General features: G+C 45.1%; 12 protein-coding genes and 1 other RNA gene. 7 read left to right on the forward strand and 6 right to left on the reverse strand.

Features of this window, described 5'->3' with window-relative positions; genetic code table 11:
- Nucleotides 1-6 precede the first annotated feature (6 nt).
- From ACJ751_RS03790 to gcvP, 3 genes are all read left to right on the forward strand, one after another.
- A complete protein-coding gene (locus ACJ751_RS03790) occupies nucleotides 7-897 on the forward strand; it encodes a sterol desaturase family protein (RefSeq protein WP_407744042.1) in 891 nt (296 codons plus the stop codon).
- 98 nt (nucleotides 898-995) lie between these two features.
- Nucleotides 996-1,934 (forward strand): sterol desaturase family protein, encoded by a 939-nt coding sequence (locus tag ACJ751_RS03795; RefSeq protein ID WP_407744043.1) that lies wholly within the window; start codon nucleotides 996-998, stop codon nucleotides 1,932-1,934.
- A gap of 264 nt (nucleotides 1,935-2,198) precedes the next feature.
- Nucleotides 2,199-5,129: an aminomethyl-transferring glycine dehydrogenase gene (gene gcvP, locus ACJ751_RS03800; protein ID WP_407744044.1), complete on the forward strand. Its 2,931-nt coding sequence runs from the start codon at nucleotides 2,199-2,201 to the stop codon at nucleotides 5,127-5,129.
- Nucleotides 5,130-5,199: 70 nt separating this feature from the next.
- Here the strand turns inward: gcvP and ACJ751_RS03805 are convergent, their stop codons facing one another.
- Nucleotides 5,200-5,835 carry a hypothetical protein gene (locus ACJ751_RS03805; RefSeq protein ID WP_407744045.1) on the reverse strand — a complete coding sequence of 212 codons (636 nt, stop codon included), beginning with the start codon at nucleotides 5,833-5,835 and terminating at the stop codon, nucleotides 5,200-5,202.
- A gap of 277 nt (nucleotides 5,836-6,112) precedes the next feature.
- On the opposite strand from ACJ751_RS03805, the gene ACJ751_RS03810 reads away from it, so the two are divergent.
- The gene (locus ACJ751_RS03810) at nucleotides 6,113-6,670 is read left to right on the forward strand and encodes a hypothetical protein (RefSeq protein WP_407744046.1); all 558 of its coding nucleotides are present in this window, start codon (nucleotides 6,113-6,115) and stop codon (nucleotides 6,668-6,670) included.
- 241 nt (nucleotides 6,671-6,911) lie between these two features.
- On the opposite strand, the gene ACJ751_RS03815 is transcribed toward ACJ751_RS03810, so the two are convergent.
- Nucleotides 6,912-7,355: a hypothetical protein gene (locus tag ACJ751_RS03815; protein WP_407744047.1), complete on the reverse strand. Its 444-nt coding sequence runs from the start codon at nucleotides 7,353-7,355 to the stop codon at nucleotides 6,912-6,914.
- A 208-nt stretch (nucleotides 7,356-7,563) separates the two neighbouring features.
- Between ACJ751_RS03815 and ACJ751_RS03820 the strand changes: the two genes are divergently transcribed.
- Nucleotides 7,564-7,950, forward strand: a complete 387-nt coding sequence (locus ACJ751_RS03820; protein ID WP_407744048.1) for a hypothetical protein — start codon at nucleotides 7,564-7,566, stop codon at nucleotides 7,948-7,950.
- A gap of 82 nt (nucleotides 7,951-8,032) precedes the next feature.
- On the opposite strand, the gene ACJ751_RS03825 is transcribed toward ACJ751_RS03820, so the two are convergent.
- Together ACJ751_RS03825 and ACJ751_RS03830 are read right to left on the reverse strand one after the other, a co-directional pair.
- A complete protein-coding gene (locus ACJ751_RS03825) occupies nucleotides 8,033-9,001 on the reverse strand; it encodes a dihydrodipicolinate synthase family protein (protein WP_407744049.1) in 969 nt (322 codons plus the stop codon).
- A gap of 122 nt (nucleotides 9,002-9,123) precedes the next feature.
- Complete coding sequence (locus ACJ751_RS03830) at nucleotides 9,124-10,650, reverse strand: sodium:solute symporter (RefSeq protein ID WP_407744050.1); 1,527 nt, start codon at nucleotides 10,648-10,650, stop codon at nucleotides 9,124-9,126.
- A gap of 209 nt (nucleotides 10,651-10,859) precedes the next feature.
- Here ACJ751_RS03830 and ACJ751_RS03835 point away from each other — a divergent pair, with 209 nt between their 5' ends.
- Together ACJ751_RS03835 and ACJ751_RS03840 are read left to right on the forward strand one after the other, a co-directional pair.
- Nucleotides 10,860-11,315: a hypothetical protein gene (locus ACJ751_RS03835; protein ID WP_407744051.1), complete on the forward strand. Its 456-nt coding sequence runs from the start codon at nucleotides 10,860-10,862 to the stop codon at nucleotides 11,313-11,315.
- Between the two features lie 198 nt (nucleotides 11,316-11,513).
- Nucleotides 11,514-12,101: a porin family protein gene (locus ACJ751_RS03840; protein WP_407744052.1), complete on the forward strand. Its 588-nt coding sequence runs from the start codon at nucleotides 11,514-11,516 to the stop codon at nucleotides 12,099-12,101.
- A 145-nt stretch (nucleotides 12,102-12,246) separates the two neighbouring features.
- On the opposite strand, the gene ACJ751_RS03845 is transcribed toward ACJ751_RS03840, so the two are convergent.
- Together ACJ751_RS03845 and rnpB are read right to left on the reverse strand one after the other, a co-directional pair.
- Nucleotides 12,247-12,657, reverse strand: a complete 411-nt coding sequence (locus tag ACJ751_RS03845; RefSeq protein ID WP_407744053.1) for an OB-fold protein — start codon at nucleotides 12,655-12,657, stop codon at nucleotides 12,247-12,249.
- A 272-nt stretch (nucleotides 12,658-12,929) separates the two neighbouring features.
- Nucleotides 12,930-13,378: RNase P RNA component class A (gene rnpB, locus ACJ751_RS03850), an RNA gene on the reverse strand.
- Nucleotides 13,379-13,393: the final 15 nt, after the last annotated feature.

Consider the following 13,393-nt stretch of genomic DNA (forward strand, 5'->3'; position numbering starts at 1 on the left):
CAGATAATGTTGCTTTTGACAACCCCGCTGTATGTACTGATCATTGGCACGGAATTGTTGATCAGTCATTTGGAGGGCGTTAAATCCTATACCTGGAAAGATACCTTTCATAATTTTTTACTGAGCCTGTTAACGGGTTTAACCGATCTCGCCATGCGCGGTGTCAGCCTGATCGTACTTACTTTCTTTTTCAGTCTAAGTTTTTTTAAATGGACCCATGCTGTTTCCTATTGGGTGATCCTTTTATTATTTGTTGATGTAATGCATTACTGGCTGCACCGGCTGGGGCATCATAGCCGCCTGTTCTGGGCGATACATGTGAACCACCATAGCAGTACCCATTACAATTTCACCGTGGGTTTTCGCACCGGGGCGCTGGAACCTTTTTATAGTTTTCTGTTCTTTATTCCCATAGCATTCGCCGGGTTCCGCCCTATAGATATCTTCTTCATTTATTCGGTAGGCCAGGTATGGGCCATACTCACGCATACCGAAAAAGTAAAAAAACTGGGCTGGCTGGAATATATCTTCGTTACACCCAGTCACCACCGTGTTCACCATGCCTCGAACCCCAAATACCTCGACCGGAACATGGGTACCGTGTTTATTTTCTGGGATAAATTATTCGGCACCTTTCAGGAGGAGTTGCCGCCGCAACAATATGAACCCATCCGTTATGGTATTACGCACGAACTGGAAAATGACAGCATCCCTACCCTCATTTTTCATGAATGGTCAGCTATTATGCGCGACATGCGCCGGAAAGATCTCAGTTTAAAACAAAGGATAATGTATCTCTTTGGCCCGCCCGGGTGGAGTCATGACGGGCATAGCATGACAAGTAGAGAGATGCGATTGCAGGAACATATTAAAAAAAAGCCCCCCACCAGTCGTTAATGAATTGAAAATACTTTATTCCGGGTGTTAAACAATAAAATACCTGGGTGGTCTGAGTATGATAATTCATTCACTTACTTTACTTTTGCCCGGCTACTATGAATTCCCTGCGTGAACAAATATTAATACTTACCAGTACACCTATCTACGCGATCATTATCGGGTTAGAACTGCTATTAAGCAACTACCAGCATCGCAAATTATACAGTTGGAAAGATACCGCCGCCAATGTTTACCTGATGCTGATGAATGGCGCCCTTGATCTGTTGCTTCGGGGTTTTTATTTAGTGGTACTTGATTACTTCTATCGTCATAATATTTTTTCATTTAGCCATGTAATGGTATACTGGGTGATGTTGCTGTTGCTGGAAGACTTTATGTACTACTGGCTGCACCGGTTCGATCATGAGATCCGTTTCTTCTGGGCCGTGCATGTTACCCATCATTCTTCTGAAAATCTGAATTTTACCGTAGGCTTCCGGTCTTCGGTATTTCAACCCTTATACCGGTTCATTTACTTTATTCCCCTGGCATTGATGGGCTTTAAGCCAATCGATATTATTTTCATTTATTCTGCCACGCAGATCTGGGGCATCTTTGTGCATACCAAGCTCATCAATAAAATGGGTTGGCTCGAATACTTCCTGGTAACGCCTTCCCATCACCGGGTACACCATGCTTCGAACGCTAAATACCTGGATAAGAACATGGGTATGTTCCTGATTATCTGGGATAAAATGTTCGGTACTTTTCAACCTGAGCTAACTGAAAAGGAATACCAACCCATCAGGTTCGGGTTAACCAAGCCAATTGAAAAGGAAACCCCATCAACCATCATCTTTCATGAATGGGTGCAAATATGGAAAGATGTAACCCGCAAAGACCTTAGCTTCAAGGATAAATGGAATTACCTGTTTGGCCCCCCCGGCTGGAGCCACGATGGCAGCCGCCAAACCAGCGAAGAAATGCGGGCAGAAGAAGATGGTCAACCAGCCACTTCTTTACACGAAGAACCTGTTATCGCCCTGAAGCGATAATCCCTTCGATTTGATGATTTGATTCTCAACACATTACTAAAAAATAGCTATCAACCGGGCCAGCTATATGCCATCCCGTTGAACTATTTTATGTCCTGCCACGTTTTTTATTGCGAACGGGGTGCAGGTACATTTGCACACATTTTCCCCACCCCTTGTCGCAAACAGGTGTTAGTCTGGCTGCTAAATATTACCTTTGCGGCCTTATTGTAAAAGCAACGCCCCAGATCTTAGAAACAATAAACTACAAACATAAACGGGATTATGAATCTTTTTGAACAACAGAATACTGAATTCATCCGTCGACACATTGGACCCACCGAATCTGAAACCCGCCAAATGCTGCAGGTCATTGGTGAAACCAGCCTCGATGCACTGATCGATAAAACAGTACCCGCCGGGATAAGAATGAGCGAATCGCTGTCCATTCCCCCTTCTATCAGCGAGTACGAGTACCTGCAACTGATCAAAGACATCTCGTTAAAAAATAAAGTATACAAGAACTATATCGGCCAGGGTTATTACGACACCATAACGCCCAGCGTTATTTTGCGTACTATTTTCGAAAATCCGGGTTGGTATACCCAATACACGCCCTACCAGGCTGAAATTTCACAAGGCCGCCTGGAAAGCCTGTTGAACTTTCAAACCATGGTAAGCGACCTTACCGCTTTACCACTTACCAACGCTTCACTGCTCGATGAAGCAACCGCTGCTGCCGAAGCCATGACCATGTTCTTCAATTCCCTGAACAAGGACCATGAGCATATCGTACGCCCCAAATTCTTTGTTGACAACGATACTTACCCCCAAACAAAAGATGTAGTGGTTACCCGCGGGGCGCCCGTAGGCATTGAAGTAGTGTTTGGCGATTATCGCACGGCCAGTATCGACGAAACGTATTTCGGCGCGCTGGTACAGTATCCAAACGACAAAGGCGCCATAGAAGACTATCGCGACTTTATCAATAAAGTACACCAGGCCGGCGCTTATGTAGCCATGGCTACCGATCTGCTGGCGCTCACCCTGTTAACGCCTCCTGGCGAACTGGGTGCTGATGTGGCCTTCGGTTCCTCCCAACGCTTTGGCGTTCCATTAGGTTTTGGTGGTCCGCACGCCGCCTTCTTTTCAGCCAAAGACGATTTCAAACGCAGTATCCCCGGCCGTATCATTGGCGTAAGCATCGATGCCCAGAACAACCGCGCCCTGCGCATGGCCTTGCAAACCCGTGAACAGCACATTAAACGCGAAAAAGCCACCAGTAACATTTGTACAGCCCAGGCCCTGCTGGCCAATATGGCTGCGATGTATGCCGTGTATCATGGCCCCGATGGTTTGATTAAGATCGCTAAAAGAGTGACTGTGCTGGCCAACGCGCTGGCCGAAGAACTGGAAGCTGAAGGCTATAAGTTGCTGCACAAGAACTTCTTCGATACCATCGTATTTAAAGCACCAAATGCAGAAGCCATTCGTCAAAAAGCAGAAGCGGCAGAGATCAACTTCCGCTACTATGGCAATAACCTGGTAGGTATTTCACTCGATGAAACCACTACCCTCAGCGAAGTGTTGGATATCTTGTTACTCCTCGATCAACCGAACGACCACAGCGTGGCCAGCTTCAGCGTAAGTGAAGATGCCGTGCTGTATAATATTCCCAACACGTTAACCCGTACCAGTCATTTCTTAACCCACCCGGTGTTCAATACCCACCACAGTGAAACAGAAATGATGCGGTACATTAAACGTTTGGAAAATAAAGACCTGTCACTGAACACTTCCATGATCTCACTCGGCAGCTGTACCATGAAGTTGAACGCCGCCAGTGAAATGATCCCCTTAAGCTGGCAGCACTGGAGCAAAATGCACCCCTTTGCACCAGCCGATCAAACAGAAGGCTATAAACAGATCACCGATGAACTGAGCAGTTACCTGTGCGACATTACCGCCTTTGACGCCTGCAGCCTGCAGCCCAACAGCGGCGCCCAGGGTGAATACGCCGGGTTGTTAGTGATCCGCGCATACCACGCCAGCCGCAATGAAGCCCATCGTAATGTAATGCTCATCCCTATTTCCGCCCACGGCACCAACCCCGCCAGCGCAGTAATGGCAGGTATGAAAGTAGTGGTGGTAAAAGCATTGGAAAACGGTTACATCGATGTAGAAGACCTGAAAGCAAAAGCAGAACAACATAGCCAGAACCTGGCCGGTATCATGATTACCTACCCCAGTACTTATGGGGTGTATGAAGAAACCGTAAAAGATATCACAAAGATCATTCACCAGCACGGCGGACAGGTATACATGGATGGCGCTAACATGAACGCCCAGGTAGGTTTAACGGCCCCTGGTTTAATAGGCGCTGATGTGTGTCACCTGAACCTGCATAAAACCTTCGCCATTCCACACGGTGGTGGCGGTCCTGGCATGGGGCCCATTTGCGTAAAAGCGCATTTGGCTAAATTCCTGCCCGGCCACGTATCACTCGGCAACCGGCACTCGTCAATGGGCAATGGCCAACTGACGGCTGAAAATTCCACCAGCATTCACCACGCGGTAAGTGCAGCGCCTTATGGCAGCACTTCTATATTGCTCATCAGCTATGCATACATCAGAATGCTGGGAGCAGCAGGCGTTCGCAATGCCACAGAATATGCTATCCTAAACGCGAATTATATGCGTGCCCGCCTGGAAGGACAGTACGACATCCTGTACACCAACCATAACGGCGAATGCGCCCACGAATTTATTGTTGACCTGCGTCCGTTCAAGAAGAGCGCTGAAATTGAAGCAGAAGACGTTGCCAAACGTTTAATGGACTATGGCTTCCACGCGCCTACCCTCAGCTTCCCGGTGCCAGGCACCATCATGATCGAGCCTACCGAAAGCGAAGACAAAGCCGAGCTGGACCGTTTCTGCGATGCCATGCTGAGCATCCGCGAAGAAATTCGCGCCATTGAAGAAGGCAAGGCCGATAAAAAAGACAATGCATTGAAAAATGCACCGCATACCCAACACGTGGTTATCAGTTCTGACTGGAAACACGGTTATACCCGCGAACAGGCTGCATTCCCGCTGTCTTACATTCGTGAAAATAAATTCTGGCCCAGTGTGGCAAGAGTGAACAACACGTATGGCGACAGAAACCTGATCTGTACCTGTGAGCCGGTGAGTTCGTATGTGGAAGCAGAAGCGTAAAAGATAGTTTTTATAGAAACAATAAAGCCTCCGATATATCAGGAGGCTTTTTGTTGTATACCTGTTATCATCAATCATTCTGCGCCTGGTCAAGGGCGCTGCGCATATCTTTAATATCTTCTATCTGCCATTTGCCATCCTGTTTGGAAACCCAGTACTTCAATCGCCCAACAGTAGGTAAACCAACGGTAACGCTGCCCTGGTCATTAGCCAGCTTTACGTTTTCTACTGTGGATTTTTCAAAACCATTCAGATCATCATTATAATCTTTCGATAACATCACCAGGTCAAAGTCGAGCCCTTCAACAGGCGCTTGCGTGGTGGGCGTTTTTCTCAGGTTGTCGTTACATTTCCTGAAATAGGCGCGCCATCTGTTAACGTAAGAATCTGTTACAAACCCGCTTTGTTGTAATGCACCAAGTAACTTTTCAGTGCCCTCGGTATTTACAACATAATACTTAGCAGAATCGGGATTGGAGGAATGTTTCACCAGCTCGATCTTTTTAAGCTCGTTTACATTTGAACGATACCATCTTGCAAAGTTGAGGATGGTGCCTGCAGGTTGTTTTTTAAATGCTTCATCAGCAGCAGGTGGTGGAGCATTTAAAGCAGCGGTGTTACCGATAGATGGTAGGCTGGGTTTATCTGTCGAAGCGCAGGCAGCTAATAAAACCCATGAGCAAATAGCGAGGTGTTGGAGTTTCATACGGTTGGAAATTTTTAAAGGGTTCAGAATAGGTTCATGTGAATTTAATAATTAAAAAAGGCAGATGCAAACATTTGGTTGTTTATTTTCTTATATTCCACCCCACCTTTTCATGATTTAATACATAAATCGTTCTTTTAAAGCAGATTATAGTATTATATTTTTGACTAACTGTGATAATATCCCTACATTAGCCTGGCCTCCATCCTGGTAATCCTGCCAATCCCGCTCTACAAACAGGTCCATTCCCATTTTTTTAACCATAAACATCAATTTTATGAGAAAGATCCTTTTAGGTACAATCTGCCTGATTGTTATGGCATCCTGTAAAAATGAACCGGAAAAAACCACACAAACTGCAATGACCGGTGATACGGAAAAAAGGGAAAAGGCGCCTGGCCCCGTTGAGTTTGCCGATCAGAAGTATATCGACATGGGTAAGGCCAGCCTGGCAAAATTTGCCAGCGGCGATATCGACGGCTGGGTCAGTGGAATGGCAGATAATGCGGTGCTGAGGTGGTCAGCGGGTGATAGCATCAAAGGAAAAGACGCGATCGCCAAATACTGGAAAGACCGCCGGATGAATGTTGTAGATTCTCTTGAGACGAGTAAGGAGATCTGGCTGCCGGTGAATGTACACCAGCCACAAAGCGTAGAGACCAAAGGCATCTGGTTATTGACCTGGTACCAGGTACATGCTACTTATAAAAACAAACAATCCCTCACCTTCTGGGTACACATGGATATGCATTATAATAATGATAATCTGGTAGACGAGTGCATTCAATATGTTGACCGGGCGCCTATTAATGCAGCACTGGCTAAAAAAAAGTAGTGAGTTTAAAGTAGGAAGTAAGATCTCGATAGTGAATTGGCAAACGTGAATCGGCAGTCGGCAATCCTGAGTCGTGAAACGTCAAACGTGAAAGGGCTCGCTATAGGGCAAAATTCCTCACTCTTTTCATTCCCCGCCCCTTTATCAACTCTATCAACTTCCTACTTTATTTTTTTAACCTTCTTCTATCTCGTCAACATGTTAACTCGTCAACTTGTTAACTTGTCAACTCGTCAACTGGTCAACTCGTCAACTCGTCAACTAACTTCTTCATAACCCAATGCCCCTTCCCTCTATAGGTAACCATTTCTCCTTGTATATCTACAAGAACCGTAACGATCTCCCATTCCCCTTCCAACTCATTATTATTAAACTCCCCTGAATAATTGATCTCCTGCGAAGGAAATTTTGGCAGAAAGCGCGGGCCTGTCTTTTCGTGCTGCCAGTAATGCGGATACCGTTTTACAAACCTGACGGTACTGTCATCAACCATTAACCCCTCAATAGTTGCGGGCGCTTCAAAGTGCGGGGTTGATTCGGCATCGGTACATTTTCCCTTTATGAAACCATTAACAACGGTCAATTCCATTTCAAAAGTGACCGTTTTGCCTCTTAATGGCTCATCGTATTCATTTCCATAGGTATAGGTGCCAGTCCATCTACCACATAACGGATGATCATTCATAAGAAACTTAAATTATGTTAATCTGGTAGACTAAAAATAGTTATAAAACCCATTATATAAAAGAATTATACGGCATTATTTGTCAGGGATTTCAGTGAGCACATAATTTGTTAAAACCCATTTTGTTATTGAAAAGTTATCGTTTTTTCCGGGGTTTATACCTAGCGTACTTTTTGCCGTCTAATAAGTGAAATTAAAATTGAGAAAGATGAAAACGGCATTAATAGTAATCTGTGCGTTGGGCTTAACACTCAGTGCGTCGGCCCAAAAAGTGGTGCGTGTGTACCCGCACCCCAGAACCCATGTTTCAGTAGGTGTAGGATTTGGTGGTGGCTATGGATATTACCCTTATTCACCTTATTGGTATAACCCGTGGTATGCTTATCCTCCGGGACCTGGATATTATGGTTCTTCCAGGCCAACTAAACTTGACCTCGAAATACAGGATATCAATAATGATTACAAGGATAAGATCTGGTCAGCACGTCATGATGAAAGCCTTAGCCGCAAACAAAGACGGCAGGCCGTACACGATCTGAAACATCAAAGAGATAATGATATTCTGCAAGCCAAAAAGGATTATTATAAACGATAAGTAAAATAATCCCGCAGCAGGTATTGGTTGTTTAGGTTATGTGGACAAAGCCCCCCGATATTTCGGGAGGCTTTTTTTATAATTAGATGGCAGGATCTGGTAATATTCTTGGTTCCATGATCGGGCGGATATCTACCGGCGTTATATTCAACCGGCTGCACCACTGCGTAAAACTTTCATAAATGCCTTTCAGCACATTTTTTTGATCGGGTGTAAGCTCCTGCACATAAGCCCGGCTAATGGTACGAACCGGTAAACCGCGCAATTGCAGGAAGTATTTCGCGCTCATGGGGTATGCCTGGTGGATGAGCGGATCAACACGTGTTAATTCAGATTGCAGCCATTGTACATCTGCCTGTTTTGCCGGATCGTTGGCATTGTTACACATCCATACCAGCGCCTCAGGATAAAAATTACCACTGATAGACGACATACCGCGTGCACCCATTTGCAAACTGTACATGGCATTGGGCGTGTGCGCATCAAAAAAGTCGAAGCCCGGTACATTGGCTATCAGCAGCTTCTCTTTTACTTTTTCCAGGTCAATGCTGGTGTCTTTGTGGTATTTCAACCGGCCGCTCGACAATAACGTCTCAAACACATCGGCTGATAAAATACGTTTATACGGCGCAGGGCACTCATAGGTACCCATGGGAATGCCAGGCGTTAAGGAAAACATCTTATCGAACCGTTTCAACAAGATAGCGTCACTATCATCTACATTGGCGTAATGCCCGGTGATTAACACCACCGCATCGATACCGGTGTCGTAGATCTTTTTACTGAACTCGGCTTTATCTTCAATGGTCAATCCGAAGGAACCGGTAGCAACCACCGGAACCCGGCCATTCACATACCGCACAATATGATTGGTCAACTCAAGCCGCTCATCTTCACTGATGCTGTACATTTCACTGCTGAGGCAGTTGGCAAAAAAACCACTCACTCCGGCTGCCAGGTAAAAATCAATCAACCGTTCCACCATATCGAAATCGATCTTTGCCTTCAGGTTGAACGGTGTTATCATTACCGGAACAAATCTTTTTTCCATCCCGTTTATTTTTGATTGTTGTTATTAAAAATACAGGCTTTTCCGCCCCTTTAAAATTAAAAAATTAAATATTGTACCTGTGACGATTATCATTATTTAATATCACGTTGAGAATGAGTGTGTCAGGCGTTCTTTCGGAGTCCGGCCAGCAGCTTGCCCGTTAAAAATATGGTTAAGGTACCTATAACGATGGTCATATTGGCGTGCAGGTTGGTGCGCAGCCAGGCATAATTATCAGGCAACTGACGCGAAAAAGTGATCCAGAGGATCACCAGCACCCCTATAATGACGGCAATGACCGCTTCCATATTCTTTGCTTTACGGGCCAGCAAACCCAATAAAAACAGCCCTAAGATGCCACCCGAGAAAATCCCCGCCAGTTTCCACCAGGCATCCAGCAGGCTTTTAACCCCTATCATCCCAATGCCAAAACTTATGGCCAGTACGCCCATTACGCCCGTGGCGGCATACAGCACCCGCATTTGCGCCCTGGGCGAAGCTTCTTTGTTAAAATACCGCAGGTAAATGTCTTTCAGAAAAACGGTGGCCGAACTGTTCATCCCACTGCTCATAGTGCTCATAGCCGCCGATAAAATGGCGGCAATAATAAGTCCCAATAAACCAGTGGGCACTTCATTCCGCATGAAATATGGCAGCACCCTGTCGCCATAATCAGCGGAGGTAAGATTGCTCAGGGCAATATGTTTTTCCGCCGCCACCTGTTGTTGCAGGGGCAGTATGAGTTCCGGATGCTGATGGTAATACGCAAACAAGGAAGTGCCGATAAAAAAGAACAGCATGCTCACCGGCAAATAGAACAATACACACATCCAGATGCTGCGGCTGGCATCGCGGCTGTTACGCGCTGTATGATACCGCTGAATGTAATTCTGATCGATGCCGAAATTATTCAGGTTAATAAAAAATCCGTACAGGAAGATCACCCAAAAGGTTGACATGGAAAATCCCGACACGCTGAAGCTGCCCAGGCTGAATTTATCATTGGCTTTTCCGGTTTCCAAAATATAATTAAAACCGCCTTTCAGGTTGGTGACTATCAGGTACAGGATCAATAAGGCGCCCAGTGTTTTTATAATGGCCTGCACTACTTCGGTCCAGATGACGGCTTTCATGCCGCCCATCATGGTATAAATAATGATGCAAATTCCGGTGGTGATCATTATAGCCGGCATGGAATACCCGGTGAGTGCTTTCAGCGTTAACGCAATGGAATAAAAAATGGTGCCCATACGCGCCAGCTGTATCAACACAAAACAGATCATGGCATAGGTGCGCGCCCAGGCCCCGAACCGTTCTTCCAGGTGTGTATAGGCACTGATGGCCTCCCTGTTGCGATAAAATGGAACAAAGAACCGCGAAGCGATAAATGCGGCAAAAGGCATTGATAAACTAAATACAAAAGAATTCCAGTTGGCGCCGAAGGATTTACCGGGGTCGCCCAAAAAAGTGATGGCGCTTAAGAACGTGGCGTAAAACGACATGCCCAGCGCCCAGCCCGGGATGGCGCCGGATGCAACGGTATATTGTTCAGATCCCTTATTCTTTCTGCTTAGAAATATACCCACCGCTATCATGGCGACAAAGTATACGGCTATTATTGTTAAATCGACCGTTGGTAAATGATTCATAATACAAGCAATCTAACCCTCGGAGTAAATGTATAAATAAATCGGGCAGGAACCAATATGAAAGAAATATATAAGTGTAAAAAAGACAATAGGACGCGACCTGAGCCCTGGCATGGCATCAGGTGTCTTTTAAGAAAAAATAAACTTTTCCCAACCCTCTTTATTTTAAATTCGTAGTGTATTAGATGAACTTTTAAAATGCAACATATATGAGAAAGCTCTTATTAGCATATGGATTGTTGTTACTGGCCACCAGTGCATCGGCACAGGGGCGTTTTCATGGTGGCGGGTATGGCGGGTATTATGCTCACCCACGTGTTTCCGTAGGTATAGGTGTAGGCATCAGGCCTTATTATCCTGCGTATCCTTACTATGGTTATTCCCCTTATTTTGGGTATCCTCTTTATGGTTATGGCTATCCGTATGGTTATAGTTATCGCTATAGCCGGCCAACCAAACTTGACCTGCAAATACAGGACATTAAGGATGATTACAATGAGCGGATCTACCAGGCCAGGCATGACAAAAGCATGAAAAGAAAGGAACGCAAAAAACTAGTTCATGAGCTGGAACACGAAAGGGATAAAGCAATTATCCAGGCGCAAAAGGATTATTATGAGAGACCACCACAGCGCCGGCATAACTTCAGTTCCAATAACAACTGATTAACAACTCCCGATACATCGGGAGTTTTTTTTGTCCCTTACATAAGTTAATGCCTCGTTAACCCGATGGTATATTATTGTTACAATCGTAACAATTGGGTTTTTTGTCTATTATTTAATGCATTTGATAGATTATAGCTTTTATTAAAACTGACGGGTAAATACATTTGAATCCCTTTAATCAAATTCCGTATTAAAATGAAGTATACACTGGTATGTACAGCACTGTTGTTATCGTTTGTAGCCAACGCACAAAGTTTTCATTTTGGTCCCAAACTCGATCTGAACTATTCTGCCCTTAAAGGCGATGGCGTGAAGAATAAAGTGTCAGCCGGCTTTCAGGCAGGCGCTTTTGCAGAATATAATTTTAACAAGCACTGGGCCATTCAACCTGAGTTGTTGTACACCTGGAACCCTTATAAAAAAGGGGATGATTTTATGACGTACTATAACAATTCGGGCAGAAGCGCCGCCGGTACCAATATAAACCTGGCGTATATAAGTTTGCCTGTGCTGGCGCGTTATAACCTGAATAAAGTAGTCAGTGTTATGGCCGGACCTCAATTCAGTTATTTGGTATTTGAAGATGAAGACCTGTTAAAAGAAGGTCGCAAGGCATTTGATAAAACCGAAATAAGCGCTGCGGCAGGCGTGCAGGTAAATCTTGGGAATGTAGGTTTTTATGCCCGCTACGTGAAAGGTCTTAATAATATCAATGACGTTGATGACCGCTACACATGGAAATCAAGCCATGTACAAGTTGGCATCGCAGTACGCATAAAGTAAAGTGAGCTGTATTTCCATTTTCACATTTTCGAATTTTCACATTAACTAAAGTTTAGTTGCCAGGCAAAGGTGGGTCGCCTCTTCTCATGTGACGCCCGCCTTTTGCACTGGCTTTTTTGTTGGGTACGGACAACAAGAATATAAATTAGTTGACAAGACTGCCATTCGTAAGTAGTACATGACTTACATATCCACTGCAAACACCTTTGACGATGATCGTTTCGCCGGGTTTTACCAACCGGTTTGCTGACTGCAGCATGTTCAATGTACAGGCTACTCCATACATGGGATCACCCGTGTTTAAAATCACGATCCTTCCGGCATGAGGCGTATTTTTTATGGTAAGCACGCGTCCGCTTACCTGTAATACTTTGTTTAGATAAAATTCATTGGCATGTAAATGATCGGCAGTAAACCGGGCATATAGTTCAGTGGCAGTAACAGGAATACCTGTCGTTGAAACAAGACTGGGTTGTGGTTGATTGTACAGATAGATCAATACACCGGCAAGAAATGCTACAAAACCGCATCCAAGGGTGAAAACGATGTTCCTCATAAGGGCGAATTTATGGTTACAGATCAGGCCCTACGATTTGTTGTAAAGGGGGATAATTACAAAGGTTTGGGAATACAAAAGCGTTTGATTATGGCCGATAAATAGCAGCAAGCCATGCATGGTGGATAAGGAAACGTGCGTTTAGTTTGTAATGGAAGCGATCAGGAAAATTCAAAAATGGTGCCTGATTTATAAACTATTTTACCATTTACAGCTATCGCTGTTAGAATCAGGTAGTAAAATATTATAATGGGGATAACTCGGATAAAAAAAATAACTACAAACCTGTAAGCCGGATTTTGTATCCCGATCAAGGCAGAGCCCGGATCAGGAGGCTATCATTTATCTTGTCCAGCCATTACTGACTGGATCATTCTGCCTACCCACCCAACGTATCCTTTGCAGGCATTCGGACGAGCCGTCCTTCAACGCTGGTATACATGGCATTTCAGCATGCAAGGTTTACCCGCCCCGGCAGTCACCTGCCAGAGCCGTGGGCTCTTACCCCACGTTTTCACCATCACCCTCCCGATTACCCGGGACTAATCCGCCTATGCCAAGGCTTCGGCGGACAAAGGCTGTAATTTTCTGTGGCACTGTCTGTTCCCGTCCTCCCGACAAGTCGGGAAAACAAGACCCGGCTGTTCACCGGTACATTGCCCTATGCTGTCCAGACTTTCCTCTTCCCAACGAGTCGGGAGGCGATAGCCCGGTTTGTAGTTAAATGCGAAGGTAA

The organism is Niastella sp., assembly GCF_045805085.1.
GTDB lineage: Bacteria > Bacteroidota > Bacteroidia > Chitinophagales > Chitinophagaceae > Niastella.

Bases quoted from the DNA above. Each gene is read 5' to 3' on its own strand.
- ACJ751_RS03790 (WP_407744042.1), top strand. From the start codon at position 7: ATGTTGCTTTTGACAACCCCGCTGTATGTACTGATCATTGGCACGGAA.
- ACJ751_RS03795 (WP_407744043.1), top strand. From the start codon at position 996: ATGAATTCCCTGCGTGAACAAATATTAATACTTACCAGTACACCTATC.
- gcvP (WP_407744044.1), top strand. From the start codon at position 2,199: ATGAATCTTTTTGAACAACAGAATACTGAATTCATCCGTCGACACATT.
- ACJ751_RS03805 (WP_407744045.1), bottom strand. From the start codon at position 5,835: ATGAAACTCCAACACCTCGCTATTTGCTCATGGGTTTTATTAGCTGCC.
- ACJ751_RS03810 (WP_407744046.1), top strand. From the start codon at position 6,113: ATGAGAAAGATCCTTTTAGGTACAATCTGCCTGATTGTTATGGCATCC.
- ACJ751_RS03815 (WP_407744047.1), bottom strand. From the start codon at position 7,355: ATGAATGATCATCCGTTATGTGGTAGATGGACTGGCACCTATACCTAT.
- ACJ751_RS03820 (WP_407744048.1), top strand. From the start codon at position 7,564: ATGAAAACGGCATTAATAGTAATCTGTGCGTTGGGCTTAACACTCAGT.
- ACJ751_RS03825 (WP_407744049.1), bottom strand. From the start codon at position 9,001: ATGGAAAAAAGATTTGTTCCGGTAATGATAACACCGTTCAACCTGAAG.
- ACJ751_RS03830 (WP_407744050.1), bottom strand. From the start codon at position 10,650: ATGAATCATTTACCAACGGTCGATTTAACAATAATAGCCGTATACTTT.
- ACJ751_RS03835 (WP_407744051.1), top strand. From the start codon at position 10,860: ATGAGAAAGCTCTTATTAGCATATGGATTGTTGTTACTGGCCACCAGT.
- ACJ751_RS03840 (WP_407744052.1), top strand. From the start codon at position 11,514: ATGAAGTATACACTGGTATGTACAGCACTGTTGTTATCGTTTGTAGCC.
- ACJ751_RS03845 (WP_407744053.1), bottom strand. From the start codon at position 12,657: ATGAGGAACATCGTTTTCACCCTTGGATGCGGTTTTGTAGCATTTCTT.